The sequence below is a fragment of the Sodalis sp. RH14 genome (assembly GCF_047324285.1).
Taxonomy (GTDB): Bacteria; Pseudomonadota; Gammaproteobacteria; order Enterobacterales; family Enterobacteriaceae; genus Acerihabitans.
Genome location: NZ_CP178739.1, coordinates 2,274,089 through 2,300,276, shown reverse-complemented (window position 1 = coordinate 2,300,276; position 26,188 = coordinate 2,274,089). Strand labels below are relative to the sequence as shown.

29 protein-coding genes and 2 pseudogenes are annotated in these 26,188 nt (G+C 49.6%); 11 read left to right on the top strand and 20 right to left on the bottom strand.

Annotation, left to right across the window (positions count from 1 at the left end):
* Positions 1-6: 6 nt before the first annotated feature.
* Positions 7-132 carry a hypothetical protein gene (locus tag ACL2XQ_RS10475; protein ID WP_413738532.1) on the bottom strand — a complete coding sequence of 42 codons (126 nt, stop codon included), beginning with the start codon at positions 130-132 and terminating at the stop codon, positions 7-9.
* 40 nt (positions 133-172) lie between these two features.
* On the opposite strand from ACL2XQ_RS10475, the gene ACL2XQ_RS10470 reads away from it, so the two are divergent.
* Entirely contained in the window at positions 173-511 is a 339-nt protein-coding gene (locus tag ACL2XQ_RS10470) for an isocitrate lyase/phosphoenolpyruvate mutase family protein (RefSeq protein ID WP_413730075.1), read from the top strand.
* An 801-nt stretch (positions 512-1,312) separates the two neighbouring features.
* Here ACL2XQ_RS10470 and ACL2XQ_RS10465 read toward each other — a convergent pair.
* Positions 1,313-2,533, bottom strand: a complete 1,221-nt coding sequence (locus ACL2XQ_RS10465; protein ID WP_413730074.1) for a M20 aminoacylase family protein — start codon at positions 2,531-2,533, stop codon at positions 1,313-1,315.
* Positions 2,526-3,839, bottom strand: a complete 1,314-nt coding sequence (locus ACL2XQ_RS10460; RefSeq protein ID WP_413730073.1) for an MFS transporter — start codon at positions 3,837-3,839, stop codon at positions 2,526-2,528. The genes ACL2XQ_RS10465 and ACL2XQ_RS10460 overlap by 8 nt, the downstream gene beginning before the upstream one ends.
* 84 nt (positions 3,840-3,923) lie before the next feature.
* Between ACL2XQ_RS10460 and ACL2XQ_RS10455 the strand changes: the two genes are divergently transcribed.
* Positions 3,924-4,949: a LysR family transcriptional regulator gene (locus ACL2XQ_RS10455; RefSeq protein ID WP_413732588.1), complete on the top strand. Its 1,026-nt coding sequence runs from the start codon at positions 3,924-3,926 to the stop codon at positions 4,947-4,949.
* A 418-nt stretch (positions 4,950-5,367) separates the two neighbouring features.
* Here the strand turns inward: ACL2XQ_RS10455 and ACL2XQ_RS10450 are convergent, their stop codons facing one another.
* From ACL2XQ_RS10450 to ACL2XQ_RS10420, 7 genes are all read right to left on the bottom strand, one after another.
* On the bottom strand, positions 5,368-6,330 hold the full coding sequence (locus ACL2XQ_RS10450; RefSeq protein ID WP_413730069.1) for a KpsF/GutQ family sugar-phosphate isomerase: 963 nt from the start codon (positions 6,328-6,330) through the stop codon (positions 5,368-5,370).
* Between the two features lie 4 nt (positions 6,331-6,334).
* Positions 6,335-7,105: a glucitol operon DNA-binding transcriptional repressor SrlR gene (gene srlR, locus ACL2XQ_RS10445; RefSeq protein WP_413730067.1), complete on the bottom strand. Its 771-nt coding sequence runs from the start codon at positions 7,103-7,105 to the stop codon at positions 6,335-6,337.
* 92 nt (positions 7,106-7,197) lie between these two features.
* Positions 7,198-7,560, bottom strand: coding sequence for a transcriptional regulator GutM (locus ACL2XQ_RS10440; RefSeq protein ID WP_413730065.1), 363 nt, complete (start codon positions 7,558-7,560; stop codon positions 7,198-7,200).
* A 48-nt stretch (positions 7,561-7,608) separates the two neighbouring features.
* Positions 7,609-8,391 (bottom strand): sorbitol-6-phosphate dehydrogenase, encoded by a 783-nt coding sequence (gene srlD / locus ACL2XQ_RS10435; protein ID WP_413730063.1) that lies wholly within the window; start codon positions 8,389-8,391, stop codon positions 7,609-7,611.
* Between the two features lie 13 nt (positions 8,392-8,404).
* Entirely contained in the window at positions 8,405-8,773 is a 369-nt protein-coding gene (locus ACL2XQ_RS10430; RefSeq protein ID WP_413730061.1) for a PTS glucitol/sorbitol transporter subunit IIA, read from the bottom strand.
* A 15-nt stretch (positions 8,774-8,788) separates the two neighbouring features.
* Entirely contained in the window at positions 8,789-9,808 is a 1,020-nt protein-coding gene (locus tag ACL2XQ_RS10425) for a PTS glucitol/sorbitol transporter subunit IIB (protein WP_413730059.1), read from the bottom strand.
* Positions 9,801-10,370: a PTS glucitol/sorbitol transporter subunit IIC gene (locus ACL2XQ_RS10420; protein ID WP_413730057.1), complete on the bottom strand. Its 570-nt coding sequence runs from the start codon at positions 10,368-10,370 to the stop codon at positions 9,801-9,803. Before ACL2XQ_RS10420 ends, ACL2XQ_RS10425 begins: the two co-directional genes overlap by 8 nt.
* An 810-nt stretch (positions 10,371-11,180) precedes the next feature.
* Here ACL2XQ_RS10420 and pfkA point away from each other — a divergent pair.
* Complete coding sequence (gene pfkA / locus ACL2XQ_RS10415; RefSeq protein WP_413730055.1) at positions 11,181-12,143, top strand: 6-phosphofructokinase; 963 nt, start codon at positions 11,181-11,183, stop codon at positions 12,141-12,143.
* Between the two features lie 41 nt (positions 12,144-12,184).
* Here the strand turns inward: pfkA and ACL2XQ_RS10410 are convergent, their stop codons facing one another.
* Positions 12,185-12,529, bottom strand: a complete 345-nt coding sequence (locus ACL2XQ_RS10410; RefSeq protein WP_413730053.1) for a SemiSWEET family sugar transporter — start codon at positions 12,527-12,529, stop codon at positions 12,185-12,187.
* Between the two features lie 835 nt (positions 12,530-13,364).
* Between ACL2XQ_RS10410 and ACL2XQ_RS10405 the strand changes: the two genes are divergently transcribed.
* From ACL2XQ_RS10405 to ACL2XQ_RS10395, 3 genes are read left to right on the top strand one after another with little or no spacing between them, the layout of a single operon-like run.
* Positions 13,365-13,556, top strand: a complete 192-nt coding sequence (locus ACL2XQ_RS10405) for a LacI family DNA-binding transcriptional regulator (RefSeq protein WP_413730051.1) — start codon at positions 13,365-13,367, stop codon at positions 13,554-13,556.
* Complete coding sequence (locus ACL2XQ_RS10400; RefSeq protein ID WP_413731045.1) at positions 13,547-13,981, top strand: substrate-binding domain-containing protein; 435 nt, start codon at positions 13,547-13,549, stop codon at positions 13,979-13,981. The genes ACL2XQ_RS10405 and ACL2XQ_RS10400 overlap by 10 nt, the downstream gene beginning before the upstream one ends.
* A complete protein-coding gene (locus tag ACL2XQ_RS10395) occupies positions 13,963-14,442 on the top strand; it encodes a substrate-binding domain-containing protein (protein ID WP_413730049.1) in 480 nt (159 codons plus the stop codon). The genes ACL2XQ_RS10400 and ACL2XQ_RS10395 overlap by 19 nt, the downstream gene beginning before the upstream one ends.
* A 5-nt stretch (positions 14,443-14,447) precedes the next feature.
* Here the strand turns inward: ACL2XQ_RS10395 and ACL2XQ_RS10390 are convergent, their stop codons facing one another.
* The 9 genes from ACL2XQ_RS10390 to ACL2XQ_RS10350 form a co-directional block, all read right to left on the bottom strand.
* Positions 14,448-15,113, bottom strand: coding sequence for a transaldolase family protein (locus ACL2XQ_RS10390; protein WP_413730047.1), 666 nt, complete (start codon positions 15,111-15,113; stop codon positions 14,448-14,450).
* 549 nt (positions 15,114-15,662) lie between these two features.
* Positions 15,663-16,892 (bottom strand): L-sorbose 1-phosphate reductase, encoded by a 1,230-nt coding sequence (gene sorE, locus ACL2XQ_RS10385; protein WP_413730046.1) that lies wholly within the window; start codon positions 16,890-16,892, stop codon positions 15,663-15,665.
* A 47-nt stretch (positions 16,893-16,939) separates the two neighbouring features.
* Positions 16,940-17,764 (bottom strand): PTS system mannose/fructose/sorbose family transporter subunit IID, encoded by an 825-nt coding sequence (locus tag ACL2XQ_RS10380; RefSeq protein WP_413730044.1) that lies wholly within the window; start codon positions 17,762-17,764, stop codon positions 16,940-16,942.
* An 11-nt stretch (positions 17,765-17,775) separates the two neighbouring features.
* The gene (locus ACL2XQ_RS10375; RefSeq protein WP_413730043.1) at positions 17,776-18,573 is read right to left on the bottom strand and encodes a PTS mannose/fructose/sorbose transporter subunit IIC; all 798 of its coding nucleotides are present in this window, start codon (positions 18,571-18,573) and stop codon (positions 17,776-17,778) included.
* A gap of 62 nt (positions 18,574-18,635) precedes the next feature.
* Positions 18,636-19,127 carry a mannose/fructose/sorbose PTS transporter subunit IIB gene (locus tag ACL2XQ_RS10370; protein ID WP_413730041.1) on the bottom strand — a complete coding sequence of 164 codons (492 nt, stop codon included), beginning with the start codon at positions 19,125-19,127 and terminating at the stop codon, positions 18,636-18,638.
* The gene (locus ACL2XQ_RS10365) at positions 19,127-19,534 is read right to left on the bottom strand and encodes a mannose/fructose/sorbose PTS transporter subunit IIA (protein ID WP_413731044.1); all 408 of its coding nucleotides are present in this window, start codon (positions 19,532-19,534) and stop codon (positions 19,127-19,129) included. Before ACL2XQ_RS10365 ends, ACL2XQ_RS10370 begins: the two co-directional genes overlap by 1 nt.
* Positions 19,534-19,692 carry a hypothetical protein gene (locus tag ACL2XQ_RS10360; RefSeq protein ID WP_413730040.1) on the bottom strand — a complete coding sequence of 53 codons (159 nt, stop codon included), beginning with the start codon at positions 19,690-19,692 and terminating at the stop codon, positions 19,534-19,536. Before ACL2XQ_RS10360 ends, ACL2XQ_RS10365 begins: the two co-directional genes overlap by 1 nt.
* A 72-nt stretch (positions 19,693-19,764) precedes the next feature.
* On the bottom strand, positions 19,765-20,712 hold the full coding sequence (locus ACL2XQ_RS10355) for a sugar-binding transcriptional regulator (protein WP_413730038.1): 948 nt from the start codon (positions 20,710-20,712) through the stop codon (positions 19,765-19,767).
* A 428-nt stretch (positions 20,713-21,140) separates the two neighbouring features.
* Positions 21,141-22,064, bottom strand: a complete 924-nt coding sequence (locus ACL2XQ_RS10350) for a LysR family transcriptional regulator (protein WP_413730037.1) — start codon at positions 22,062-22,064, stop codon at positions 21,141-21,143.
* A gap of 129 nt (positions 22,065-22,193) precedes the next feature.
* Between ACL2XQ_RS10350 and ACL2XQ_RS10345 the strand changes: the two genes are divergently transcribed.
* The 5 genes and pseudogenes from ACL2XQ_RS10345 to ACL2XQ_RS10325 all read left to right on the top strand — a co-directional run bounded on the left by ACL2XQ_RS10345 (position 22,194) and on the right by ACL2XQ_RS10325 (position 26,187).
* On the top strand, positions 22,194-22,625 hold the full coding sequence (locus tag ACL2XQ_RS10345) for a DoxX family protein (protein ID WP_413730036.1): 432 nt from the start codon (positions 22,194-22,196) through the stop codon (positions 22,623-22,625).
* A gap of 51 nt (positions 22,626-22,676) precedes the next feature.
* Positions 22,677-23,252, top strand: a pseudogene (locus ACL2XQ_RS10340) (FMN-dependent NADH-azoreductase).
* A 310-nt stretch (positions 23,253-23,562) separates the two neighbouring features.
* Positions 23,563-24,063 carry a DODA-type extradiol aromatic ring-opening family dioxygenase gene (locus ACL2XQ_RS10335; protein WP_413730034.1) on the top strand — a complete coding sequence of 167 codons (501 nt, stop codon included), beginning with the start codon at positions 23,563-23,565 and terminating at the stop codon, positions 24,061-24,063.
* Positions 24,064-24,380: 317 nt separating this feature from the next.
* Positions 24,381-24,781: pseudogene (locus ACL2XQ_RS10330) on the top strand (transposase); the annotation flags it as partial.
* A 425-nt stretch (positions 24,782-25,206) separates the two neighbouring features.
* Positions 25,207-26,187, top strand: a complete 981-nt coding sequence (locus tag ACL2XQ_RS10325) for an ABC transporter permease (RefSeq protein ID WP_413730032.1) — start codon at positions 25,207-25,209, stop codon at positions 26,185-26,187.
* Position 26,188 lies beyond the last annotated feature (1 nt).

Genomic DNA, 26,188 nt, shown 5'->3' with positions numbered 1-26,188 from the left:
TTCCGGTCATACGCTGCGCTTCATGGAATGCCATAACCCGCTCTCCGCGCTGGTGGCATCGGAAGCAGCAGTGGAAATAGCCTCCGGCAAGACTGCGCGTTTCGACGGACTATAGATTTCGGGATTCAGCATTGCGACTTCCCGGGCGCTTCCCGACATTGAACTGGGTCAGTTGGAAAAGCGTCTTGAAACGGTTGAGGAAATAGCATCGGCGACAATGTTACCTTTGATCGTTGATGTTGATACGGGCGGAGAGCCTGTTGCCTGCCAGCATTTTTGTGCCCGGTTGGAAGCGTTAGGGGTGTCGGCGGTCGTCATCGAAGATAAGGTTTTTCCCAAGCGTTCAAGCCTTGCCGCCAGTGTCAGCCATAATCTGGAAGATCTTGAGGTGTTCGTTGCGAAAATTGCTGCCACTAAACGAGCGATTCAAAGCCCCGATTTCATGATAATTGCACGAACTGAGGCGCTGATCGCCGGCGCGGGAATGGCGGAAGCAGTGAGACGAGCCTAACGTTACTTGCACTCTGAATCCGATGCCATTTTGGTACATTCGAAAATGTCTTCCGGGCAGGAGGTGCTTGAATTCGCAGCGCATTACAGCGAGCTTAGCGCTTCATCTGGGATCTTGAAACCGTTATATGCCATTCCGACCGCCTACCCGCACCTGACGGAAGACGAACTGGGGCTGGCCGGGATCACAGATGTCATCGATGATAACCACCAGATAAGGGCGGCCCATGCGGCAATGACGAAGGTATGTAACATCATTCTTCGTACCGGGCGATTCCTGGAAGCGGGCCAGCATATATTCCGTGTCGAAGACATATTCCAAATGTTGGCTACAGGGTGTTTAAACAACAGATAGCCCAATGGCAGAAAAATAATTTAATGATTCATTTCATGTTATTTCCGGCCGAATTCATCCATGACTGAAAGAGGAAACTTATGAGATCCAGTGAGTAGGTCAAAGACAATTCCGCCCCATTTTTTCGATTGTAACGCTGATTTTAGCAAAAATATCAATCACCAAATGCGTGAATTCGCATTGATCAATTGCTTATTTGGTAATTAACGCATTAGGATCGCCATTAATTTCGCTAAAAATTACTTTACCTCAACTGTCTGGGGCATTTGATGCCATTACCGCCTATTTTAAGCGCTGAGCAGGATCGGCAGATGTTCAGACACACGGCATTGCGGATTTCTCGTCTTAAATTTGAATACTTTTAATTTATACACTGGTTAGATAATGATATAAATCACTGCTCAGAACGCCTTATCGTACGCGTGCGCGCCAAATTACAGCAAGCATTCATTCAGTAACCAATTCCAGTTTTACGATATTGATCCAATAGCCGATCCCGAACGACAGGATATCGTCATTAAAATCGAAGCGCGGCGTGTGGACGTGATGAAACGTGCCGTCGGCCTCTACGCCATTGCCTATCAGCATAAACGCTCCCGGCCGCTCCTCCAGCATGTAGGCGAAGTCCTCTCCTGCGGTGATGGCCGGATAAAGCGCTTCGACCCGCTCCTCACCCACCGTGCGTACGGCGGCGGCGGCGGCGAGTTGCGTTTGCTCCGTGGCATTGATTAGAGCGGGATATCCCCGCTCATAGCTGACCACAGCCGTGCATTCATGCGCGGCCGCCAGATTGACCGCCAGTTCGGAGAGACGCCGTTCCAGTATATTTCTGACCGATGGCTCATAGGAGCGCGCGGTGCCTCGTACCACTATCTCACTGGGGATGACATTCGTGGAGCGTACATGACCCGCCGCGATATAACCGGTACTGATAACCGCGGTCTCGCGGGCAGGAACGTTACGGCCGATGATGGTCTGCAGGCCAAGCAGAAAATGCGCCAGCGGTAGGCTGGGATCCACGGCGCGATGTGGCACCGCGCCGTGCCCTCCGGTGCCTGCGAACCTGACAGCCCAGGTATCGACATTGGCCAGCATTGGACCCGGCCGGATGCCAAACCGGCCGGCCGGCAGTCCCGGCTCGTTATGCAAGCCATAAACGGCGTCGCAAGGAAAGCGCTCGAACAGGCCTTCTTCGATCATCTTGCGCCCTCCCCCTCCCTCCTCCTCCGCCGGTTGAAAGATGAGGTGGACCGTACCCGCAAAGTCGGGATCCCCGGCAAGATAACGGGCTGCGCCCAATAGCATGGCCGTATGACCGTCATGGCCGCAGGCGTGCATCTTGCCTGGGTATCCTGAGGAATAGGCCAGGCCGGTCGCTTCCTCAATATTGAGGGCATCCATATCCGCCCTGAGTCCTATACTGCGTATCCCGGGCCGACGCCCACGGATTGTGCCAACCAGGCCCGTACCGGCGATCCCGCGCGTCACGGCGATCCCCCAGCCTTCAAGCGTTTTGGCGACCAGCGCTGAGGTTCGCCGCTCTTCGAACGCCGTTTCAGGGTGCTGGTGAATATCCCGCCGGATGGCGATCAATTGGGGAAGGTACTCGCCGATCTTTTTAAATAGGGTGTTCTTCATTACCGTATATTCCAAATCTTGTTTAATCATTGAGCGCTGTATGCCGCGTTTCACGCATCATCAGCATGGCAACCACGGCGACGGCATTGGCGCCGACCAGGTACCAGGCCGGCGTCATCGGATTGCCGGTGACGGCGATAAGCCAGGTGACCACAAACTGCGCCGTTCCGCCGAAGATCGTGACGGCGACGGCATAGGAAAAAGACAGGCCGATGCTGCGCACCCGGCTCGGAAAGGATTCCGGGATCATGCCAAGCATCACGCCGGCATTGAGGGAATGCAACGTCACGAGCAGCGCGACCATCAGGAGCAGCATGGTCCCCGTTTGTTCCCGCGTAATCAGCATGAAGGCGGGATAGGCCGCTAGGACCAGCAGCATGCGCGGGATGATCATGACCGCTTTGCGGCCAAACCGATCCGACAGCCATCCTCCCAGCAGGCTCATTATCGCCATGGTCGCGCCGGTCACCAGTGTCGCAAGCATCGAGACCCCGGCAGGAAGCCTGAGCGTTGTCATCGCATAGGTGGTCATATAGCTCGAAATGTACATGGTGACGGCGCCGCCCGCGATGGCGAGGCCCGCCAATATCACTGTACGGCCATGGCCGGCGAGCAAGTCGGTAAGAACTTCCCTGGTCGAACCGTACGTCCGCCCGCTTTCCAATGTTTCGGGAAGGCGATTACGGATATACATGCCGACCGGGGCGATCAGGACGCCCAGCAGGAACGGCAGCCGCCATCCCCAGGCCTCCAGGCTCTCTTTCGGCAGGATTTGCGTCATCAGATAACCGATGATGCCGGCTAGCAGGAATGACAGACCCTGACTGGCTGACTGCCAGCTGGTATATAGCCCCCGCCGGTCGGCAGGCGCCCGTTCCAGCAGATAGGTGGTGGCCGGTCCCATTTCGCCGCCGGCGGAAAAGCCCTGGATGAGGCGGGCCAGTACCACCAGACAGGGCGCGGCGATGCCAATAGCCGCATAGGGTGGAATAACGGCGAGCAGACCCGTACTCAGCGCCATCAGGGCGATGGTCAGGGTCATTGCGGCTTTCCTTCCCTTGCGGTCGGCATAAGCTCCAATCAGTATCCCTCCCAGTGGACGCGTCAGGAAACCGACACCGAACACCCCCACCGACAGCATCAGGCTACCCAGCAGCGTATCTGCCGGAAAAAATTGCCGGGCGATGATAGCGGCAAAAATGCTGTAGAGGGTGAAATCATAAAATTCAAGCGCATTGCCGAGCGTTACTGCCGCAATACTTGCCGCTTTCCCTGGCGTGCCGGTCTTAGCTTCATCCTGTTCGCCGGCGGATACTGCCGTCGTGCTTCTTGCCATTTCCCTCCCCCCCTGGTGCCGATTGGTTTGTTGATTACGGGACCAGCGTAGCGAAATTACCTCGTTGGAGAAAATGCATTAATAATGCGCAATACGTACAAAAAATGTATTCTATCCATTGCCTGTCACCGTGATAAATCCGGGAAATGCGTGTCCTATTCGATCAAGCAGCTGCGCTACGTTGTGGCGGTAAAACAGACTGGCTCGCTCGCTAAAGCGTCCGAGCGCATGTCGGTCTCGGTCTCCTCGATACGGGAGGCCATTCGCCTTATTGAGGACCGGCTCCATATCAGCCTGTTTGTCGGCGAACCGGCCAAGGGCATGAAACTAACTCGGGACGGTGAGCGTTTTACGGCGCTTACCGAAGAGTTTCTCGGGGCCTACCGCGGCTTTGAACAAGCAGCGGCACATATTCCCTTGGATTGGGCGCGCGACATTTCGCTGGGTGTGCTTGCCAGCGCGGGCGCGCTCATTATGCCGTCTCTGATAGCGCGGTTGTCCCAATCCATGCTGAACGGGCATATCCAGCTCGTTGAAGAGAGCTCGCAGGGGCTGTCGGCAGCGGTCCGCGCCGGAAAACTGTCGGCGGCATTCACATTCAATGACGATATTCATCCCTCGCTGGAGTTTATTGAACTGTTCAAGTCACCTCTCCACATCGGCTTGCATCCCACTCATCATCTTGCGGGAAAGAAGGAAGTTCATTTATCAGAACTGAAGGAAGAGCCGTATATCCTGCTCGATTTCGATGGCGCCCGGCGTTATTACGCCGGCCTTTTCGATCATCATGGCGTCAGGCCGCGTGTCGGCTATACGGTCGGTTCGCGCGAAATGGCGTACAACATGGTCGCCGCCGGTCTCGGTTATTCTGTCTTTAACCTTTATCCGCTCCCGACTAAGGGTGGACTACCCCCCGCAGATATTGTGCGTATCCCACTTGTATCGGATTACTGGAGCCCTGCCTTCGGCATGATCCATGTACGCGGCAGGGCCGGCGGCCTGATTGACGGACTGCGTCAGGCCTGTCGTTCAATATCGCTCGACGCCGCCTTGGACATTCCCCCTGCTCAAGCGGACGTAAGATCATCATCAGACGAGTCATCAACGTAAACGATCTTGTTTTGCGGAGCGACACCATCGTGCACGTCTGTCACACCCCGAAGATAAATGGTACTGCCGTTGGCTACTTTAACGGGTAACAGACCGAGTTGAGCAAGGGACGAAGGAGTACTTTTTAACTACATGTATATTCGAGCTCACCCATTTTTTTCTGGCGACCATTGGACCCTAGATTATGGGCTGCCGAGCGTAGCGGTAACGTCCCGCACGGAAAAACCTATTAACTGCGGCTCAAATGAATTCATGTCGAATCTGCACCTACACTATTGAACCGCCATAAGGCATTGGAATTATCGCTCCTGATACCGTAATATCGAACCTCAAATCCGTGACAGCTGCGCCAGCATCACGCGCGTGAATGCCGATAAGGGCTTGCCAGCACCAATCCATTCTATCAAATACTTAGTTATCAAAGGCCGGCTTCGTGGATATCATGCATACTGATGGAGCCGATAAGCCGAGAGTCAACAGAGAGAACGGGGGCAGCTGATATTTTCTTTTCGTGAAACAAAGCCAACGCTTCAGACGCCAGCTGCGTTGCGCTCAGACTGACTCCTCCTGCCGTCATCGCATACGACACCGCCTCGTTGAGTTGACCGCCTTTTAACAGCCAGCGGCGCAAATCGCCATCAGTAAAAACGCCGCAAAGCGCCTCATCACTGTTGATCACAGCTACCAGCCCTAGCCCGGTTCGGGTCAGCTCAAACAAGGCATCAGTAACCGTGGCATTGTCCTTGACCTGAGGAATTTTATCATTGGTCCGCATGATGTCGCCTACACGGCTGAGAAGACGCGTGCCCAGGCTACCAGCGGGGTGGGTGCGCGCAAAATCCAGTTCACTGAAATTTCGTGCCTTCATTAGCGCAATCGCCATGGCATCACCCATCATGAGGGTACAGACTGCGGAAGAAGTGGGGGCAAGGCCTAGCGGGCAGGCTTCTTGCGTGACGTATGTTGTGATAACGTGATCTGCACTGCAGGCCAGGGGTGAATCAGGATTACCGGTAAAAGCGATAACGCCGACAGGCAATGCACGTAACAGCGGCATCATTCGACGGAATTCAGCCGCATGTCCTGAATAGGATATCAGTATCACCACGTCGCCCGCCGCTATCATACCCAGATCGCCATGCAGCGCCTCAGCCGGATGAACATAAAAAGCGGGCGTACCGGTGCTGGCCAGCGTGGCCGCAATTTTTTTGCCGATATGGCCTGATTTACCGATCCCACTGACGATCACTTTTCCACGACACGTCAGTATCAGTTTACAGGCATCAACGAAGGGATCATCAACTCGTTCAGACAGGCAAATGATTTCATTAATCTCAGTTTGCAGCGTTTCTCTGGCGGCGTTCATCAAGATTTCGCGCATGGCTTTACTCTTCTTTTCCGGCAATGATGACCTTTATACCCCGTGCACGCAGTTGCGCAGTAATATCGTCTGAGATGCCGCTGTCTGTGATCAGTACATTCACCGACTCAAGGGAGCAAACTACATTCGGACTTCTACGGCCGAATTTTGAGGAGTCCACAAGGAGAATGATCTTTTGGGCAGCGCGGCACATAGCCTGGCTGACGGCAAACACCTCATTAAAGGTAGTGACACCCGCATTCAGGTCAACGCCATCCGCGCCGATAAACAATTTATCGAAGCTAAAGTGGCTGAAAGCCGATTCAGCAAGACTTCCATGAAAAGAGGCGGAAGTACTGCGGTATGTCCCGCCGGGCATCAGGATGACTTGATCATTATTCAATTCGACCAATTCATTCACGATGCTCAGACTGTTGGTCATGACAGTGATATTGTTAAATTTTGCCAGGTGCGGCACCATCTGTAATACCGTGCTACCGGCATCGAAAACCAGCGAGTCGCCTTCAGAGATAAGTCTCGCGGCACACGCAGCAATCTGCTTTTTCTTTTCAATATTGATAAACGTTTTTCTGTCAATGGGCTGGTCTCCCTCATCACGGGTAAGCATTACGCCACCGTAAGTCCGGATAACCGCACCTTGTTGCTGTAAGTGAGTAAGGTCTTTGCGAATGGTGGTCCCAGTCGTAGTGAAGCGCGCTATCAACTCTTCGACCGTGGTATGCCCTTTACCGTGAAGGTATTCGATTATCTGAGTTTGCCGTTGTTTTGGTTTCATCCTGGTTTCCCTGTCTGAGCCCCTATTGATTCCATTCACATTCGCACAACCATATTCGTGATGGGAAGGGATATCTTTCGATTTAAAAGATATCACCTTTTATTTGAGATAGCTAATCCCAGTGCAGCTCGCATGGCTTTACTTTGCGGATAGAGTTGCTCTGGATTAATATGCTCGAGCCGCATACCTTGAAGTTTATCTTCCGCCACCGGGCGGGAAAAAACCGTTATCCCCTTCATAATAAAGGATTGGGTTACAATATTATTGCTGTCCACACTAAGAACCAGGACCAGCCGCGGCATAAAACGGCCCCCCGAGCGTCCGATCCCGACCCGATTTTCTGCCGGCAGTTGCGCCAGAGCTTCATTAAATTTCCGCATCTGCAGCCAGCCGAGCACTATCTGTCCGGCCCAAGCAAGTCCCGCCAAACATATCAGCATATTAACTGAGTTCATTCTGAAACCTCCCGGTAAAAGCCGGCAGCGCAGGCTGCCGGCCTTATGTCAGAACATGACCTGTCCGCCGGTAATGTTGATAGACTGGCCCGTACAATAGGATGCTTTGTCACTTGCATAAAAAATTAGCACATCGAGGACGTCCTGATAGTCGCACCCCCGTTTGAGCGGCACCTTGTCAATATAGAACTGCTCCACCTCATCTGCCCGGATACCCAGCTTTTTGGCATATTGGGGGAGGAGTGACTGGAACATGGGTGACTTGAGCAGATTACCCAGCATCAGGGAATGAACAGTGATACCGTACTCCGCTAAATCGAGTGCCAGCGACTGAGTCAGCCCCACACCACCGAATTTGGCCGCACTGTAACCAGAATTATGTTTACTACCCACTTTGCCGGATTTTGAGTTAATTTGGATAATCCTTCCTGGAATAGTATCGCGGATCATCAGTTTTGAAAATTCCCGGGCGCACAAGAAATATCCCACCAAGTTAACCTGAAGCGACAGGTCAAAATCGTTGAGAGCAAATTGGGTGATAGGTGCGGCTTTTGCGATACCCGCGCTGTAAACAAGCAAATTTGCAGCACCTAAAAATGTCTCATCAATAGCCTTAGCCAGCGCGATAACGCTTTCTTCATTGGTGGCGTCCACCTGAAATCCGGACGCCTGCCCCTCCCCATGAGATTGGTTAATCTCCGCCGCCACCGCGTCGGCGTTGCCGGCATTGAGGTCGGCTACAGCAACTTTATAACCCGCCTCGGCGAGTCCCTTACACAGGTAAGCGCCCAGTGTCTGACCACCACCGATAACTACAGCAACCTGATCCATTTTATTCTCCTGTTTACTCATTTAATACACGAAACTTCTGACCGGGTTCGATTGATGTAGGCGTTGGGCCTTCGACATGAACCGTTCCCGGAAACTCAGCCTTTATGGCTCCGTCAAATCTCACAGTGATATGGCCTAATTCACGTAGGTTGGTTTCTGCCACTTCCCCAACAGCCGTGACCAGCCAGCTTTGCTCACCAATTGTTATCAAGGAGCCCGGGTTGAAGGGGGCCTCCAGATTAATATTCGGACGATGAATAAAGCAGTATTCGGCTACTTCAGCCGGTGCACCTTCTGCAAAAGTGATAATGAAATTATCCTCGAAGGATTCCGTGGCATTTGCGCCAGCTGAAACGAACGTAGATTCATAAATAGTTTTCATAACCCTTTCCATTGCTTACTGGTAAATAAAACCGGACGCAGCCCAGGCCAAGAGAACAGTCGGCGCACCGGTCAGGAAGCGGCCAACCAGTACCGACGGCACACCCACCCGCACGGTGTCTTGCTTGGCCTCAGCCAGCGACAGGCCGACCGGGATAAAATCGGCAGAGGCCTGCGCATTAATGGCAAATAACGCTGGCAACGCCAGATGGGGGGGGATAAGGCCCTGACCAATTTGCACGCCGACCAGGACACCGATGACCTGCGCGATGACCGCACCTGGGCCAAGAAAAGGCGACAGGAGCGGAAAGGAGCAGATCAATGCTAATGTCACTAAACCAATGGGACTGTTTGCCAGCGGCGTCAGACCGTGTGCGATAAAATCCCCCAGGCCGGAAGCGATGATGATGCCAATAAGCGCGGAGACAAAAGCCATAAATGGCAGGATGGTCTTGAGTACAGTGTCAATGGTTTCCCGGCCGGCCTGAAAGAAGACGGCGACTACTGAGCCCATTCCCATCCCCACTTTTGCTAATAAGCCGTCGCTTTGTTCGGTGATTTTTTTGCTGGTATCGTAATCACGACCTTTAGCGCCAGCCCCGGCGGTTGCGCCAGTTTGTTTATCGTTTTGTGGCTTAAGTGCTGAAGGTATTGAAAGTGCTTCATTATCATTGGCGGCACGAATGTCACCCACTCTGACACCGGAGACGTAAATATCTTCCGTAATGAACTGCGCCAATGGACCGGATTTACCGGTGGCATGGATATTGATGGTGGGGATTTGGCGCTTAGGATATAACCCACAACGCAGGGTTCCGCCACAGTCGATGACAGCAACACCAATCTCGTCTGCCGGCGGTTCACCCTCTTTAAAGCCATCAACCGCTTCCCAGCCGGTCAGCTCTTTTAGCCGGTCAACAATTGCCGGGCGGGTGCCTGCGGTAATATAAACAATTTTTTTGCCTGCCGTGGCTGTCAAAAACAGCGGCCCACCCCAGCCACTTTCACCTTTATGAACTTCTATTATCTTAGACATTTTGGACTCCGCCCGTTAAACGAACCTGACTATCAAGCTGTATGTGCATTTTTCTTTCGAAAATAGCCGTGGTAAGGTCCGTTACCCAGCCCCGAACAAAATTCGTCGCCATGCCGACCAACAGATAGCTGACGGCGAGCGGTCCCAGTGGAAGGTGAAGCGTGGTGAGCCCGTTAGCGATACCCAGATAAACGAACAACTCACCCGGGTTAATATGGGGGAACAACCCGTTCATGGAATGACAGCTGTAGGACGCCGCAGCGTAATAGCTGGGTTTGTACTTCTCGGGCATGAATCTACCCAGGCTCAGCGTCATCGGATTACAGAAAACAAACGTTCCGATAACAGGCAATAACAGATAGCGTGAAACAGGGTTGCCAGCACAACGTTGCGCCAGTGCTTCTATCCGCTTTTGTCCAACAAAAACGATTAACGCATTCATTACAACCAACAGACTGATAAGTAAAGGAAGAATACCGGTCACCATGCCGACAAAAGTCTTCCCGCCTTCCTGAAAGAGCCCGATAAACCATTCGGCTCCATGGGTAATAATTTCAATCATTCTGAAACTCCTTTGCGTGGGCACACCTTGTAATATCGTTTATTTCGAAAGAAATATAGATCTAAATAGTGCACAAAAAAGCGTCTTTCATCACAAAAATGATCATTATGATTAAAATAACAGATCTAAATGAAAGATTTTATCTTTTACTTTAGCTTTGACAGCTTTGACCTCGCCAAAAGTTAAGATTGGACGGGGGAGATAGCAAACTGAAAGAAATTGGCTTGGGGACGAAGACCCAAGAGCTTGAAAACTATGGGAACCGAAAAAACGCTGCCCTGAGTGGATTTTTGTGGTGAAGACTCCATGCATGATGGCTCCGAGGAATTAAGGTTGCCAAGTGGCAACCTTTTCCCTGCGGACTTATACAAATTATTTGCAAAATTTACCTGCATTATCCCGTTTTTTCCTTATAGTCCCGTCGTCGTTCCGACTATTGTGTTGTGTGCTACCTTCGGACTTAGGGATGGATTTTTCGGGATTGAGAGGGTTTCTATTTGCCATTGTTTTCTCCTTATCAAAAATGAAACTGTAAAGTAACCAAACACCTAATTACGCCTTCTCTGTGTTTTTTCCAAGCATCCTTATGGCTGTTTATAATTACTTGTATGTATAAATGTTATTTTAATATTAATTTTTTTCGCAAATTCGGCGATATTATCCGCTATCAGACATTCATGTTAGCGCTGATACCGCACCTGTTTTTGAACATGGCCGTTCTATGCTGTATGTATAATCGAAGTTTTTAGAGGCCATAAATCAAATGAGCGTAATGTGAACTATGAACATATCTAATATTCAGAGGTCGTTATGATTAAAAAAATAGGTGTGCTGACAAGCGGTGGTGATTCACCAGGTATGAATGCGGCAATCCGGGGAGTGGTCCGTGCCGGTCTTTCCCAAGGGCTAGAAGTCTATGGCGTCCATGACGGCTTCCTCGGCTTGTTTCAAGATCGAATAAGTAAACTGGACCGTTATAGCGTTTCAGATATGATTAACCGTGGTGGTACCTTTTTGGGTTCTGCCCGCTTTCCTGAATTCAGAGAAGAAGGAACCCGCGCCATTGCCATTGAAAATATGAACAAACGCAGAATTGATGCATTAGTGGTTATCGGTGGCGATGGATCCTATATGGGTGCAAAACGGTTAACTGAAACGGGATTTCCCTGCATCGGCCTACCCGGCACCATTGATAATGACGTTGCCGGTACCGATTACACTATCGGTTATTTTACCGCACTGGAGACCGTGGTAGAAGCGATTGACCGACTACGTGACACGTCTTCTTCCCATCAACGTATTTCTATCGTTGAAGTGATGGGGCGTTATTGCGGTGACTTGACCCTGGCGGCGGCCATAGCCGGTGGTTGTGAGTTTATGGTATTGCCTGAGGTAAAATTTAATCCGGGAGATTTGGTTGCCGAAATCCAAGCTGGCATTGCCAAAGGCAAAAAACACGCCATCGTCGCTATTACAGAGCATGTTTGCAATGTCAGCGATTTGGCGCGATATATCGAAAAAGCGGTCGGTCGAGAAACCCGCGCCACGGTTTTAGGACATATCCAGCGCGGTGGCAGCCCGGTTGCCTATGATCGAATTCTGGCCTCCCGCATGGGTGCTTTTTCAATAGAATTGTTATTAAAAGGCTATGGTGGACGCTGCGTTGGCGTGCAAAACGAAAAGCTTGTCCATCACGATATTATCGATGCTATTGAAAATATGAAGCGCCCTTTTAAAAGCGATTTGTTCAAAACTGCCAAAACGCTGTTTTAACCAGCTCAAGCGCCCTACTTACTTCCCAGGATGCGTCCCGGTCAGGAACGATTACTCTTACTAATCGGGCGCTCATTCCATAACTTGAGTGAGATCACCGTAAGTGCCAACATAGCGGTGATTCCGTTCGATATCATAATGGGGAAGTCCCCCATGCGAAAACCATAACCAGCCCAACAGGAAACGCCCAGGAATAGCACTGCCCACATTCCCAATGAGAGGCTGCTGGTGTCTTTGTTTTTGATGATATGCATAACCTGCAGGAAAAACGAACCAGTGGTTACCCACGCCGCAAGCGTTCCCTGCCAAATTGGCCACGGCGACAGGAGCACAAACGACAGCAGCGCCAAAATTATAGTCGCTGCGACAATCATCAGATTCTTCATATCATACCTCGTATCTTCGTTGTGATAAACTGGTCTTAGCTACCTCTGCGACTCTGCTATATCCTTATTTAATAATGCCTTAACTTTACAAATAACATTGTGTTGCCTAAGGAGGAAAGGGGGAACAACGGGTCATATGAGCCCGAAAATGCAATTCAGTGGCTTTCTCAGCTACATAGCATCCTGATGTCAGTGCAAGCCCTACTTGCCATACAAAAGACAACCCCTCTCTTATACGAATTTTTCGCCACTACCCTTCTCTATTTTTTCATGAATGCTCACCTTACCCATGCGGCGAATAGATCGATGTTGGAGTTGGCCTGCGGGAGAGAAGATTTTTTGTTTGAAGCGAAACATTAAGGTGACGAAATATTGTAAATACGCGTGCAATACGGGGGGTTGCGGATCTTAAGGAAGCGGGATATCCCGCGATGGTGTCCTTCAGAGTTGAATGAACTCGTGCATGAACGCTGTAGAGCGCCAGCGCCAGCATCAACACTAACACTTACCCATTTTGAAATTTTTTCTTTTCTTTTATGCAAATCTTAACCTTTGACAAATAGTGTCTGCTTGATAATGTCAATATCTATAGTTCAATTACCATAGCATAAAAATGTAACTAAATGAAATGAACATTACAGACTGGTTTTGGATTGCGTATTTTGTTGTTTAATGGCCGCGCAGCTATCACATCAATTAACAGAAGCTGGGGCACTACGTCAAGACCGCTTTTCTTGTAAACCTGAGCGGACTGAAAGGGGTTACCCAGATGCGTTATAAGACTACCGCAAACCGTAAGCGGGATTTTTCAGCTTAATTTGACAAAGAGACACAAATGGCAAGCATCGCAGACATAGCTAAAAAACTAAAGCTGTCGAACTCTACAGTATCAAGGGCATTAAGAGATTCAGACCTGGTGACGAGAAAAACCCGCGATGAAGTTCTGCTTGCGGCGCAAGGAATTGGATATGAAGTCAATACCATCGCCAGAAAACTTCGCAGTGGGAATCGAAAACTATCGGTGTAATAGTTTCTGATATAATTAACATATTTCACGGCGAGATTATTACCGCAATCCAGAAAATTGCAATAGATAAAGGCTATACCGTGATCTTTGGAACGTCCTCCGAAAATGAAGCGATTGAGCGCCAAATTATTCATCTTCTGAAAAGCAATATGCTGCAAGGCTTGATTATTGTTCCGACTGCTAACTCAATTAATAATATAGAAAAATTAAACCATTTGCCTATTGTTGAAGTAGATCGATTATCAGGATTCCCATCCAGCGACCAGGTATTAATTAATAATCATGAAAGTATGAAACTTGCAACAAATTATATGCTCAATCTAGGGCATAGAAATATATTATATTGTACGGGCAACTTGCGATTACCACATTCAAGGAAAGACTCGATGGTTTCAAAAATGCCATCATGGAGAGTGCGTCAGTAATAAAAAATAATATTATTTTGATAATGGAAACTGACAAATTACAGGAAAGAGCATGCAGTGAAGTCATGAATTACCTGACCAGAAAACCAATTCCCACAGCCATTATTGCTGCTAATGATTTCATAGGAGAAGGTGTTGTATCTGCTATCTATAAATGTGGCCTTTCCCTGCCAGATGATTTATCTTTTCTTATGTTTGATGATCCCAAATGGGCAAGTTTCTTCCCCACACCATTAACTGTTATTAAACAACCTGCCTATCAGATGGGATTAACAGCGGCGAGCATGTTGATAGACAAGATAGTGAAAAAAAATCGTACTGAGAAAATTATAAAGAGATTGAGCGCCGATTTAATAGTCAGGCAATCAGTGATAAATATTGTAACATTCACTCAGATATTTATTTGCAGAGGATATGAAAAAGGAAGTATCCATGACACTTCCTTTATAAAAACCGCATAAATTCTTCAGTGTACTTCAAGGTTCCCATACGCATTTTTCCAATCATTTTGGAACTGAAGAACAGCAGCTTCCACAAGGGCATTGTCCAATAATTTGCCCGCAAGATCCGCCGGCAAAGTAACACATTCGCAACCTGCTAACAAACATTCAAGAAACTGTCGGTTATTTTTGAAGCTGGCACCAAAAACCTTGCAATGCGGAGCATGCATTTCCAAAAGTTTGACCAATGAAGTGACCGTCTCGATGCCGTTGCCAGAAATTGCCTCAATACGATTAAAATACGGGGCGACATATTCAGCGCCCGCTAGGGCTGCCAGCAAGCCTTGGGTGGCGTTATAGACGGCGGTTCCCAACGTTTTAATATTCGCCTCTTTCATTTTTTTAATTGCTTGTATACCTTCTACCGTCACAGGGATTTTGACGACGATTGCATCGTCCAAACGACTAAGACGTTTAGCTTCTTCAATTATGCCATCCCTATCTGAGGCAATGACTTGAGCAAAAATCAGCTTATTGGGTCCCAAAATGGCGCGAATCTGGGGAATTAACACTGACATTTTAACCGCTGATTTAGCCGCTATACTTGGATTCATCGTTACTCCGGCAAGAGGTAAACTGGCTTCAAGATTTTTAATTTCATTCAAATTAGCGGTATCGACATAAATTTTCATCCAATATACCCTCTTATAGTGTTATCACTCGTGAACGACAACATAACCCAGCTTGACTCCCTCTCTCTCTGTTCTGCTGTTGCATCCACAAAGCTTCAGTTCAGTCACATTTACTTGGCTATGAAAAAGAAGAAAAATGCCAGGCAGTAGTGGTAAAGATCACCCTCTAATCAAATGAATGGAGATTGCATAACCAACAAAGGCCAACATTGGCCTCACGGTAAGTTCCAAAAATTTTTAGAATGAAATCATTTTTATTTTTATAGTTGGTTCACAAAACAAACAATAATTTATTTAATAGAATCAATAAATTAATATTGTTATTTAACTACCTCAAAATGACAACGTTGTCATTTATGGGTATGTTATTCACTTGGACAATTCGCTTAAGTGATATTGATCACAATTTCTCAGTTATGATTTTTCACCTTCGTCGAAAATATAATGTTCCTTCCTGTCAGGCATCGGAGGAATCAGCCATATCATCGACGCGTCCGAAGAGAAATGATCAATGCACCCCGCCTGCGATATGCAGCGCGGGGTATCAGGTTAATCTTGGTTGATTTCCTGTTCATGAGCTAGTAGATACTGCTCCGCTTCGCCGGACCAGATACCTTTATGACGATCCAAAATTGCCACCAGCTCCGGATCTTGGATCTGAGTGAGGGCAGTCAATGCCAAGTATTTCCCAGTATAGACCAGTTTTTTTCCGCCACCGACAGCCGGCAAATCCAGCGTCGTCTCCCCTGCCGCATTCAGCCCAAGGATATGCGTAACAACTTTTGCCGCCTGTACTTTTTTCTCTTCTATCAGTTTTACCGCAGTACGCATATCGTCGGTATTGCCGCCGGAAGTGCCCACATAATGGGTAAAGGCATAGTGCACATCATAAAAGTTAACCGGCGCGGTAAACTGTTTATCCTGCGGCCCGGCGAAGAAGTTCAGACAGCCATCCGGAGCCAGCAGCGAGGACGCCTTAGTGACAAGCTCCTCTTCAGGCACGAAAACAAAAATATCATCAAAGCCGTGCCCGTCGCTCAGTGCTAGCAACGCATCGTACGTCGCCTCCCGCGCATTCAAACAGTGGATTTGTGTTTGCGGCTCTGAGGGATAATGTTTACAGGCGTAGTTCAATTTGTCTTCACGCGTGCCTGTCACCACCAGTAAGGAGGGGTTTACTGGGCCATGCAGCGCGTAATCAATCGCCAGTAATCCCATCGGCCCGGTACCGCCGAGGATAAGCGTTCGTCCTTGCGGACGAATACCCATTTTGTGATTGTAGGTGCCCTCCTGCAGATGATAGTTGGCGTTGAACGCACCGATAACGCAGGACAGCGGCTCGACCAGCGACCCTTCAAAATAGGTTTCCCCCTCATATACCAACAGACAATCCTGCTCCATTACTTCATTGGGGATCACCACATGAGTGGCGTCGCCACCCACCCACCGGAAAGAATATCCGGGGCAATCCGGACGATCAGGTAATTGTAAATTAGCCTGAATGACATAGCGCTGGCCTGGCTTGAATTTATGTTGCCATTTTTTGCCCACCGCGATGATATCGCCGCAAAATTCATGGCCGATAATAATGGGGTTTGTTGCCACATCATCGGGCACCTTTTTATGGTTTTCGCCTTGATTGGCCTCTTTCCAGGAGGAGAGGCACAGGCTGTCGGTGACTACCGCCGCTAGGACTTCATCATCTTGCATATCAGGAAGCTCAAAAGTTTCCAAACGCAGGTCGCGTTTGCCGTACAGGCGTAAAGCCGTCGTTTTCATAAACCACCTCGTTGTTAAGGTTTTCCCGGCATCGCCGGGGTATAAAATTAGGACAAAAAGCCCAGCGCGTTACCCAGTATCCCCAGGCCGAACAGAGCGAAAATCAGCCATACCGGATTGATTTTTTTGTTGAGCAACCGCACCATCAGCAATGTCAGTCCTAATGCCAGCAGGCCGGGACACAGCTGGTCGAGGATATTCTGCACCGTCATGGTGATGGTCGCGCCATCCGGCCCGGGCGTTTTCGATACCACCAATGGCACATTGATGCTGGTCCATTTCGTCACCAGCACGCCCATCACGAACAGACCGAGAATGGAGGCGCCTTCGGTCAGTTTTTGCAGTAGATTGCCGCCCATATCGCTGACGATATTGACTCCTTTACGAAAGCCGTACTGCAGGCCGTACCACTTCATCGCCAGGCGCACCGCATTGAAAATAAAGAAAAACAAGAGCGGCCCGATAATATTGCCGCTGAGCGCCAAAGACGCGCCCAGCGCGGCGGTAATCGGTCGCAGAGTTCCCCAGACCAGGGGATCCCCGACGCCGGCCAGAGGCCCCATCATGCCGACTTTGATGCCGTTGATGGCGCCATCGTCAATCTGCGCGCCATTGGCGCGCGCTTCTTCCATCGCTGCGGTTACCCCTAACACCGGGCCGCAGACCGCAGGCGTGGTGTTAAAGAACACCAAATGTCGTTTAAGTGCTGCTACCTGGTCTTCCTTGCGGGGATAGAGACGTTTGATCGCCGGGATCATGTCATAGCAGAAGCCCAGTCCATGAATGCGTTCAAAATTGAATGACGCCTGTTGCAAATTTGAGCGTAAAAACATGTTGAACAAGTCAGCGCGAGTAAGTTTTTTGGGTTCCATGGCGGGCTCCGTTAGTCATCCAGTTGGTCAAGCGCACCCGATTCGGCAGGGGCGGATTGCGGTTCGGCTTTACGCCATTGAGGGTTAAGCTGGATATAGACCAGCGCAATGATCACGCCCACACCACCGAAGGCCAGCAGGCTGAAGTTGAGATAACCGCCGGCCAGGAAGCCGAGGAAGAAAAAGGGCATCAGGTATTTCACGCTCATCATGCGCAGCACCATAGCGTAGCCAACCACCACGATAAAACCGCCGGCAATCTGCAGCCCACGCGTGACGAAGTCCGGGATTGAGTTCAACATATTGCTGACCATATCGGCGCTGACGAACAGCGACACGACTAGTGCTGGAATGGCGACACGCAGCGCCTGTACGCCTAGAGCTGAAACGTGGAGGATGTCAATGGTGCGAAAGCGCGCCTGTTCGGCGGCCTTATCGGCGGCATGTTGAAAGACGACGGTGAGCGTGCGGGCGAATACCGTCAACACCTGTCCCGCGGCGGCCACAGGCAGTGCTATGGCAATCCCCGTAGCAATACTTTGATGGCCGACGATCACCAGAATGGCGGAGATGATACTGGCGAGTGCGGAATCCGGTGATTGCGCCGCGCCGACATTCATCCACCCGAGCGCAATCAGTTCAAGTGTGCCGCCCAGCATAATGCCGGTTTTCACATCGCCGAGAATAAGCCCGATAACGGTACAGGCAATCAGCGGACGGTGGGTCTGAAATTCATCCAGCACGCTGCCCATGCCGGCAATACACGAAAATATAAATATTGCTATAATTTGTAGGGTACTGATTTCCATAATATCACCTTTCAGGTATAGTCATCCCTGCCTGTTACGGCATAAAACAGGCGACTGTATTACTAGACGAAAGACTGTTCTTTTATTTTTTCTAGAATATTAACGGACGGGTCTGAAGCGACTATACGCAGATCCAGTTTCACTCCGGATTTATCCAGCTCACGAAACGCTTCAATATCCTGTTCATCCAGAGAAACAGCTTTGGTTAACTGTCTTTTCCCGGGTCTCCAAGCCATGCCGCCAATATTCACAGTTCCGATATTTACACCTTGCTTGATCATGCTTAATACATCCTGCGGATTGGTGAAAAGGTAAAAAACGGTTTCATCTTTATATTGCGGATTATGATATACGGCGACGGCCTTTTCGATATTGACCACATTGACTTTCATTCCAGGTGGTGCGGCCTGGCGTAATAAAGTGCGGCGGACCTCATCGTTATAAACATCGTCATTGCAGATAATAATACGCTGTGCGTTAGCCACTTTTGACCAGACGGTCGTGACCTGGCCGTGGATTAAACGGTCATCGATACGGGCAAGAGTTATCTTCATCAGAAATCTTCCTCTAGGGTTTTTACCTGTTGCCAGACCACGCAACATTGGCTTGCGACAGCCGTCAGGTGTGCGCAAAGCGCATCGGCGGCCATATTCTGCTGGTTATCGACCAACTCCAGCGCCAGCGGCAATGACAGGCCGCTGATGAGATGCAATTTCGCATTTTTCATCGCCAGGGAGGCCGCCGCGTTCCAGGGGCTGCCGCACTGTAAATCGACGGCAACCAGCCACTCTTCATCCGGGTGAGGAGCGATGATAGCCGTCAATTTGGCGACAATATCCGCCGCGTTTTCACCAGGAACAAATTCCACCGCGGTCACATTGGTGTCGCCATACACCATCTGAACGGATTCAAGCATCGCGCTGGCGAGCTTGCCGTGAGCACAAAAGATTGCATTAGCCATCATGCTTCCCTCTCGTCTTGTGTCGCCGTCATTTTTGTGCGCCATCTGCCCTTGACACCCGGTGCCGATAGCTGCCCGACACCCTTATTCATACCGCTGCCGGATGCGCCGCCGATAACAATAAAAACGTTACTGGCCAGTTTTAACCACGTTTGCATAATAGACTCCCGTTTCTCGGATAAAATGGTCCCGCCGCAGATAAATTCCGCGTTAATTTTTATTTCTTTTTGTTACTTAAGTAATAACTCAGCCGTTTCCCGATTAGTTACCAGACAATTGATATAATTTCCATGCAAGGCGCCAAGAATGCCTGAATATTTTTCTTCACCTATCGCAATGCCGATGGAATACCGCGCCTTTTTAATACGCGGCATTTCAATGGCCAGCGTTTTTTCACTCATAGTGGTTTCAACAGCGTTGCCGTTAATATCAAAAAACCGTGAACAGATATCCCCTGCAATCGGGTGGGAGTTCAGATCGTCGTTCTCTTCGCTGCCGTAAAAAGCATGCCAGTTGACGCCATCACGGATCGCCGGTGAGCCGATCCCTACCAGTGCAATATCCAGGTTATCCCAAAAAGCAGAGATGGTTTTAAAATGCTGGGATTGCATAATGCCGTTTCTGATAAACGGGTTATCCAGCAAGGCGGGAAAATCGGCCAGATGTGACTCCGCCTTCAGTTTCGCGGCCGCGCCATAGGTAAGCGTATTCACATGGTAACGGCTCTCAAGCTTACCGGAGGGGCCGCCGATAATTGGCACACAAATCACCTGGCGCGACTGACTGGCCTGAGGCAGATTTTCGACCAGCGCCCGCACGGCGCGCCCCCACGAAAAACCGATGATATCACCCGGCTTCAACAACCGGTCAACCAACTGAGCGCCGTGCAACCCCATCACGGCAAGCTTGTCTTCTTCCTGGTCCGCGTCACTGGACGCGACCACCGCCTCCCTCAGGCCGAATTTTTGCTTAAGCTGTTGTTCCAGCCATAAATTCTCGTTATGGTCGTAATTAATGGCGATCGTGATAATGCCTTGCTCGCGGCCACGCTTTAATAAACGACTAATGGTGGTGCGATAAATACCAAGTTCACGGGCAATCTGTACCTGTGTCATGTCCTGCCCATAATAAAGCTGGGCAATTTTCACGATTAGACGGACATCATCGCTGTTTTCCATTCCCGCTCACTTGCACATATGTGCAAACTCCGTTATGACTTGATTACTTTGATATAACAAGTTTCGCGGGGAGTTTCAAAGGCTTTTTATGGTATTTAATCTGAATAATTGAATTATTATACTGCACAAATGTTTCTATGTAGTTTATAAATAAGCACATTTGTGCATTAGTAGTTAACACATTGATTCTTATTTTATTGATGGGACAAAATTGCAAGACGGTCGACCGTGCGCTTTTGTGAGTATATGTGTTGTGGATCACAATTAATTGCGGCAGTTTCACCCAGCGACAAGTGGCTGCGCGCTGGCATACGCCGAAGGATGAGGAAACGAACATCTGGCCCACCACGTTCATTCAATTGGCACTGGAATAACTCGTTCTGCAAACCGGACACCATCCAAGTAGGCGGCCAGATGCGTAGACATGCCTATCTATGATTTGAACGGGCCAGGCCATCGTCAGGATATTTATCGATTAATGCAGCAAATAGTGCCGCGCGTGCCGGTCCCGCCGCTCGTTCAACTGACTGAGCGGCAACGATGTTGATGCGTGGCAAATAATCACCGCCGTCCCAGCGCTCGACCTCCAGCACAACTAGACGCCCCGCGGCAATATCAGCAGCAACAAGCGGTTCGGGCATACTGCCCCAACCCAGCCCTTCATAAAGCAGCCCATGTTTGGTCGTCAAATCAGTCACCCGCCAGCTGTCCAGCGCTGCAACGCCATGTTCGCGACTTCGGGCCGCGTCGCGCGGATCGGTCAGCACGATTTGTAATTCTTTGCGCAGCATATCCACGGTAACAGGACTTTGATGCAGGACGAGCGGATGTCCCGGGGCCGCGACGGCGACCAAATCCATGCTCGACAAGCGGTTTCGGTCGAGCGTGGCGGGCAAATCGATCTCCAGCAGAACGGCAAGGTCTAACTTCCCCGCGACCAGCAATTCCTCCAAACCGAACGATGCCCGGGAGATGCGAAGAACGACCGTGGGAAATTCAACGCGAAACGCAGCCAATATCGGCGCAAGTTGCGTAATGGGCACCATTTCCGATACGCCGAAACGTACTTCAGCCTCCATCCCTTGAGCCATCGCCTTCGCATGATTATGCAGTGCGTTAACGTCTGCAAGAATACGCCGCGCTCGCGGCAGCAATGCCTTCCCTGTAGGGGTAAGCGAAGGACGGTAGGCGCTGCGATCAAAGAGTGCTATTCCTACCTGATCCTCCAGCTTCTGTATGGTGTAAGTCACGGCGGATTGGGTTCGATTGAGTACACGTGACGCACTTGAGAAACTGCTTTGGTCGACGGTGGTGATAAAAACCAATAGCTGATCGAGCGTTAAGGCATTCATATCCCTACTCCGCGGTTAGACAATTCATAACCATAAGAATAATTGAAGTTGTTTATGAAAACAATCCGGGTATCTTTGATGGAGTGATCGCTTTATGCTCAAACCTTGACTGCATAGGAGAGAAAACGTATGAGCATAGAGGACGTAAATTCAACAGAAGGATCTTCGGCAAACAAGCTGTTGCGGATTGGACTTTGGATAGTGCAGAGTGCGCTTTTTGTCACTTTTGTCATGTCGGGTTACCTCAAGTTGGCGTCCCCAATAGCGCAATTGTCCGCGATGATGCCTTGGACGGGCGAGTTTTCCGAGATATTCGTGCGTTTTATCGGTCTAGTCGACCTGGCGGGCGGTCTCGGTATCCTGTTGCCGGCCTTGACGCGCATCCTGCCGCAATTAGGGATACTGGCCGCGAGCGGCATTACGGTGCTACAAGTGTTGGCAATCGTTTTCCACATTTCTCGCGGCGAATACATGGTGTTGCCACTTAATCTGGTGCTGTTGCCATTGGCAGTTTTTGCTCTGTGGGGGCGGACGCGAAAGGCCCCTATTCACCCTCGCTGAATCATCACACACATCCAACCTGATCATCTGGAGCATAACATCATAACTATCTTGCATATTGACTCGAGCATCAGCGGCGAAAATTCTGTTAGCCGCCAACTTTCTGCCACTGCCCTCGCACAAGTGTTGGCCACTCACCCTAATCAACAGGTTATCTATCGCGATCTGGTTGCCGCGCCAATCGATCATTACCTGATGACTGACAAACCGACGAAAGGGACAAAAGAGTCTGCTGCCAGTAAAACCATCCTTGATGAATTTCTTATGGCCGACACCATGATTATCGGTGCACCGCTCTACAACTTTACCATTTCGAGCCAGCTTAAGGCGTGAATAGATAGGATTATCATCGCCGGCGTTACCTTTAGTCTGGATGAGCAAGGCAATTCGGCCGGTCAGGCGGGAGATAAGCGGGTAATTGTTCTGCTGTCGCGGGGTGCGGTCTATCAGCCTGGGGCATCGTGGGCGCAGTTCGAACATGCCGGAACCTATCTGAATGCGATCTTTGGCTTTATCGGCATCAAACCCACGATTGTGGTCGCGGAAGGCACCGCCTTTGGCCCCGAAAGCCGTGCAGGCGCGATTGCCGCTGCCGAAGCGGCGATTTCCTGTATCCAGATTCAGTAGGCCGATATGAGCATGTTTCCTACCTTCTTCATTCTCCATGGCCGCGGCCCGTGCTTTTTTATCGGACCCGACCCCTGTATGACCGCACGATACTTGGGATCGTATGGCTGCGTCCTTGCGCGGACTCGATATGTTTATCGGGCAGCGTCCGCGCGCGGTCATTACCTTATCCGGCCATTGGCAGGCCGGGAATCCGACGGTCAATACGGGCGCGCACCCGCCATTGCTTTTCGACTATTCGGTTTTCCCTCCACCGCGACCTATCGGCTCACCTGGCCTACGCCCGTTGAGCCGATAGGTCGCGGTGAAGGTGTGTCAAAGGCTGGAGGATGCCGGCTTCACCGCCGGTACGGATGATCGGCGCGGTTATGATCACGATGTGTTCATTTCCTTTAAGCTTATCGATCCAGACGCCGACATTCCTGTCCTTCAACTTTCAATGATGGAATCCTATAATCCGACCCGGCATCTGGCGATGGGACGTGCCCTGGCGCCGTTGCGCAATAATGATACCCTGATTATCAGCAGCGGCATAAGTCATCACAACCTGCCACATTTTTTTATCGGACGCGGAGATGATATGACCGAGTCATTCGATTCATGGTTGGGTGAAGCGGTCATCAATCCAGCGTTACGGGAGATGAATTTGCCCGGTTGGCAAACAGCTCCGGCTGGAAAGTCCGCCCATCCCGAGCCAGAACATCTTCTGCCGCTGCTGGTCGCCGCTGGTGCTGCCGAGGGAAAGACAGGCGACTGCGTGTATCATGACCGTATCGCCGAGAAGCCTTTTTCGGGGTTCAGGTTCGGGTAGACTCTCAGTAGAGCCGAAAAACACTTTCCCCAGCAAACACTGCCTTGCGATCAAAACGTCATTACCGTCACCGGCCTATCCCAATCAGCGATGCGCCAGGGATTAGCCGGGCGATTGTTGTCGGCACATCTGTCAATGAAGGGCAAAATCGGCCGGTATCTGGTGTATCCTTCCCGTTTGGAGGATGCGGGATGACCTGCCCATTCATACCAGGTGTACTCATTGGTCACGCGCCAAAAGCCGACTGCGGACAACATTTCCGCGACCGGACTGGCGCTGACAGGACCGCCATCGATATTGTCAAGAGTAAACGGCCGCCGCTAAATGTCGTTCTGAACGGTGGGCAGCCTCACGAAAGCCAATATGCATTACATATTATGTTGGATGGCATGGGCGTTCAAAGGAAAAATGGGTTCATGAAACACCTTGGAAAAGCGGTACTTGCTGATAAAGGGTTACTCAAGCAATTCCGTAACTATTTAAAAGATAATGGGATAAAGGTCGTAATCCCGCATAAATCGCATGAGAGAGCCAGCAGGGATGGGCGGACCCGATTTGACAGAGAAACGGAGCGCAAACGGAACGTTGTTAAAGGCGTTTCGGCATTTTAAAAAAGAACCGTCGCATTGCCACGCGCAACGAAAAAATGACGAGGAATTATCTCTCGATGGTGAAGTTGGGCCGTATCAAACTATTTTTTAAGGGATTATTCAATTGAGGGACACAGCCTATGATGAATGATTTTGATTGACCAATGGCCCAATTTTTAAATATGCGATACTGCCTCCATGGCGGTATTTCCATAAGACAACAATGTGAGGGGAATTAAAGGTTGATATAAACTTCCTAACCCAGCCTTACAAAAAGGTTATATATAATAACTGAAAAAAATCATCAAAATCATTAACTTAAAACATCACTACATATTATTAAATAAATATCCTTACTTTGAATAAATATGATAAATATTTTAATAAAAGATGTTGTTAGAAAATTTTCGCTTCAATGACGTCATCTGTGATATTAGTCACATCTGTAGATGAATGCTAAAAAAGTATCAATTGTGGCGAGTTGAGTATTAGCCGATCTCCGCGAATACAGATAGCATGTTTCTCAATGAATAAGTGGAAAAGGCGAAAGTCGATGACTCATTTGACATTTAACTTAGGGCAGACAAAAAAGGCAAATTTTGTTAAAAACATAATGGAAAACAGGGAAGTCAGCCTGTTTATCATTGTTATGATAACATTTATTTTATTTTCCATTTCACTCAATAACTTTTTCTCATTTGATAATATCCGCTCAATTTTTGCAGGTTCCACTTTTGCGCTACTACTTGCCAGTGGATTGGCGTTGGTTATCATCACTGCAGGTATCGATCTTTCTGTCGGAGCGATGCTGTCTCTCACCAGCGTCTTTACTTGTACACTACTGAGTTCAGGTATACCTACGCTGGTAGCGGTTCCTGCAGGATTGTTTTTTTCTGTCATATTGGGTGGGATAAACGGTCTGGGTGTTGCCTGGTTGAAAATACCATCCTTTATTGTCACGCTGGCCATGTTTTCCGTAGCAAGAGGGGTGGCTACAGTGTGGACTTCAGGATATCAGATCACTAATCTACCCACTTCTTTTCTGGAAATAGGCTCTGCATCAGTCCTTAATATACCTCTGTATATTCTGATCATTATTTTATTTATTGCGTTTATCGATCTGTTACTTCGTTATTGGAAACCGCTGCATATTATTTATTACATAGGATTAAATGAAGAGGCGAGCCGCTTAAGCGGGATGAAAGTGGCCAGGACGCTCATCGCCGTGTATGCGTTTTCAGGCTTATTTTCGGGCATTGCCGCAATTCTTATCAGCGCAAAATCTGGCATGGGTTATGCCGGATATGGACTTGGTTCAGAACTAAATGCAATTACCGCCGCCGTTATCGGTGGGGCAAATCTCAATGGTGGACGAGGATCGGTTTTTGGCGCCTGTCTCGGTGTGATATTTCTTGCAATGGTGAATAACGGTTTTATTCTTGCGGGTATAAACCCCAATTGGCAGTGGTTTATCAACGGCGTGATTTTAATTCTCTTCCTGGTGATCAATGCGGCCACGGCAAAAAAACAATAAT

Bases quoted from the DNA above. Each gene is read 5' to 3' on its own strand.
- ACL2XQ_RS10375 (WP_413730043.1), bottom strand. From the start codon at position 18,573: ATGGAAATCAGTACCCTACAAATTATAGCAATATTTATATTTTCGTGT.
- ACL2XQ_RS10345 (WP_413730036.1), top strand. From the start codon at position 22,194: ATGAGCATAGAGGACGTAAATTCAACAGAAGGATCTTCGGCAAACAAG.
- srlR (WP_413730067.1), bottom strand. From the start codon at position 7,105: ATGAAACCAAAACAACGGCAAACTCAGATAATCGAATACCTTCACGGT.
- ACL2XQ_RS10475 (WP_413738532.1), bottom strand. From the start codon at position 132: ATGCTGAATCCCGAAATCTATAGTCCGTCGAAACGCGCAGTCTTGCCG.
- ACL2XQ_RS10355 (WP_413730038.1), bottom strand. From the start codon at position 20,712: ATGGAAAACAGCGATGATGTCCGTCTAATCGTGAAAATTGCCCAGCTT.
- ACL2XQ_RS10440 (WP_413730065.1), bottom strand. From the start codon at position 7,560: ATGAACTCAGTTAATATGCTGATATGTTTGGCGGGACTTGCTTGGGCC.
- ACL2XQ_RS10465 (WP_413730074.1), bottom strand. From the start codon at position 2,533: ATGATTAAACAAGATTTGGAATATACGGTAATGAAGAACACCCTATTT.
- ACL2XQ_RS10390 (WP_413730047.1), bottom strand. From the start codon at position 15,113: ATGAAAATTTATGTCGATACCGCTAATTTGAATGAAATTAAAAATCTT.
- ACL2XQ_RS10460 (WP_413730073.1), bottom strand. From the start codon at position 3,839: ATGGCAAGAAGCACGACGGCAGTATCCGCCGGCGAACAGGATGAAGCT.
- ACL2XQ_RS10350 (WP_413730037.1), bottom strand. From the start codon at position 22,064: ATGAATGCCTTAACGCTCGATCAGCTATTGGTTTTTATCACCACCGTC.
- ACL2XQ_RS10370 (WP_413730041.1), bottom strand. From the start codon at position 19,127: ATGAAGATAACTCTTGCCCGTATCGATGACCGTTTAATCCACGGCCAG.
- srlD (WP_413730063.1), bottom strand. From the start codon at position 8,391: ATGGATCAGGTTGCTGTAGTTATCGGTGGTGGTCAGACACTGGGCGCT.
- ACL2XQ_RS10410 (WP_413730053.1), bottom strand. From the start codon at position 12,529: ATGAAGAATCTGATGATTGTCGCAGCGACTATAATTTTGGCGCTGCTG.
- ACL2XQ_RS10365 (WP_413731044.1), bottom strand. From the start codon at position 19,534: ATGGCTAATGCAATCTTTTGTGCTCACGGCAAGCTCGCCAGCGCGATG.
- ACL2XQ_RS10430 (WP_413730061.1), bottom strand. From the start codon at position 8,773: ATGAAAACTATTTATGAATCTACGTTCGTTTCAGCTGGCGCAAATGCC.
- sorE (WP_413730046.1), bottom strand. From the start codon at position 16,892: ATGAAAACGACGGCTTTACGCCTGTACGGCAAACGCGACCTGCGTTTG.
- ACL2XQ_RS10405 (WP_413730051.1), top strand. From the start codon at position 13,365: ATGGCAAGCATCGCAGACATAGCTAAAAAACTAAAGCTGTCGAACTCT.
- ACL2XQ_RS10380 (WP_413730044.1), bottom strand. From the start codon at position 17,764: ATGGAACCCAAAAAACTTACTCGCGCTGACTTGTTCAACATGTTTTTA.
- ACL2XQ_RS10425 (WP_413730059.1), bottom strand. From the start codon at position 9,808: ATGTCTAAGATAATAGAAGTTCATAAAGGTGAAAGTGGCTGGGGTGGG.
- ACL2XQ_RS10420 (WP_413730057.1), bottom strand. From the start codon at position 10,370: ATGATTGAAATTATTACCCATGGAGCCGAATGGTTTATCGGGCTCTTT.
- ACL2XQ_RS10455 (WP_413732588.1), top strand. From the start codon at position 3,924: ATGCGCAATACGTACAAAAAATGTATTCTATCCATTGCCTGTCACCGT.
- ACL2XQ_RS10450 (WP_413730069.1), bottom strand. From the start codon at position 6,330: ATGCGCGAAATCTTGATGAACGCCGCCAGAGAAACGCTGCAAACTGAG.
- ACL2XQ_RS10360 (WP_413730040.1), bottom strand. From the start codon at position 19,692: ATGCAAACGTGGTTAAAACTGGCCAGTAACGTTTTTATTGTTATCGGC.
- ACL2XQ_RS10325 (WP_413730032.1), top strand. From the start codon at position 25,207: ATGACTCATTTGACATTTAACTTAGGGCAGACAAAAAAGGCAAATTTT.
- pfkA (WP_413730055.1), top strand. From the start codon at position 11,181: ATGATTAAAAAAATAGGTGTGCTGACAAGCGGTGGTGATTCACCAGGT.
- ACL2XQ_RS10395 (WP_413730049.1), top strand. From the start codon at position 13,963: ATGGAGAGTGCGTCAGTAATAAAAAATAATATTATTTTGATAATGGAA.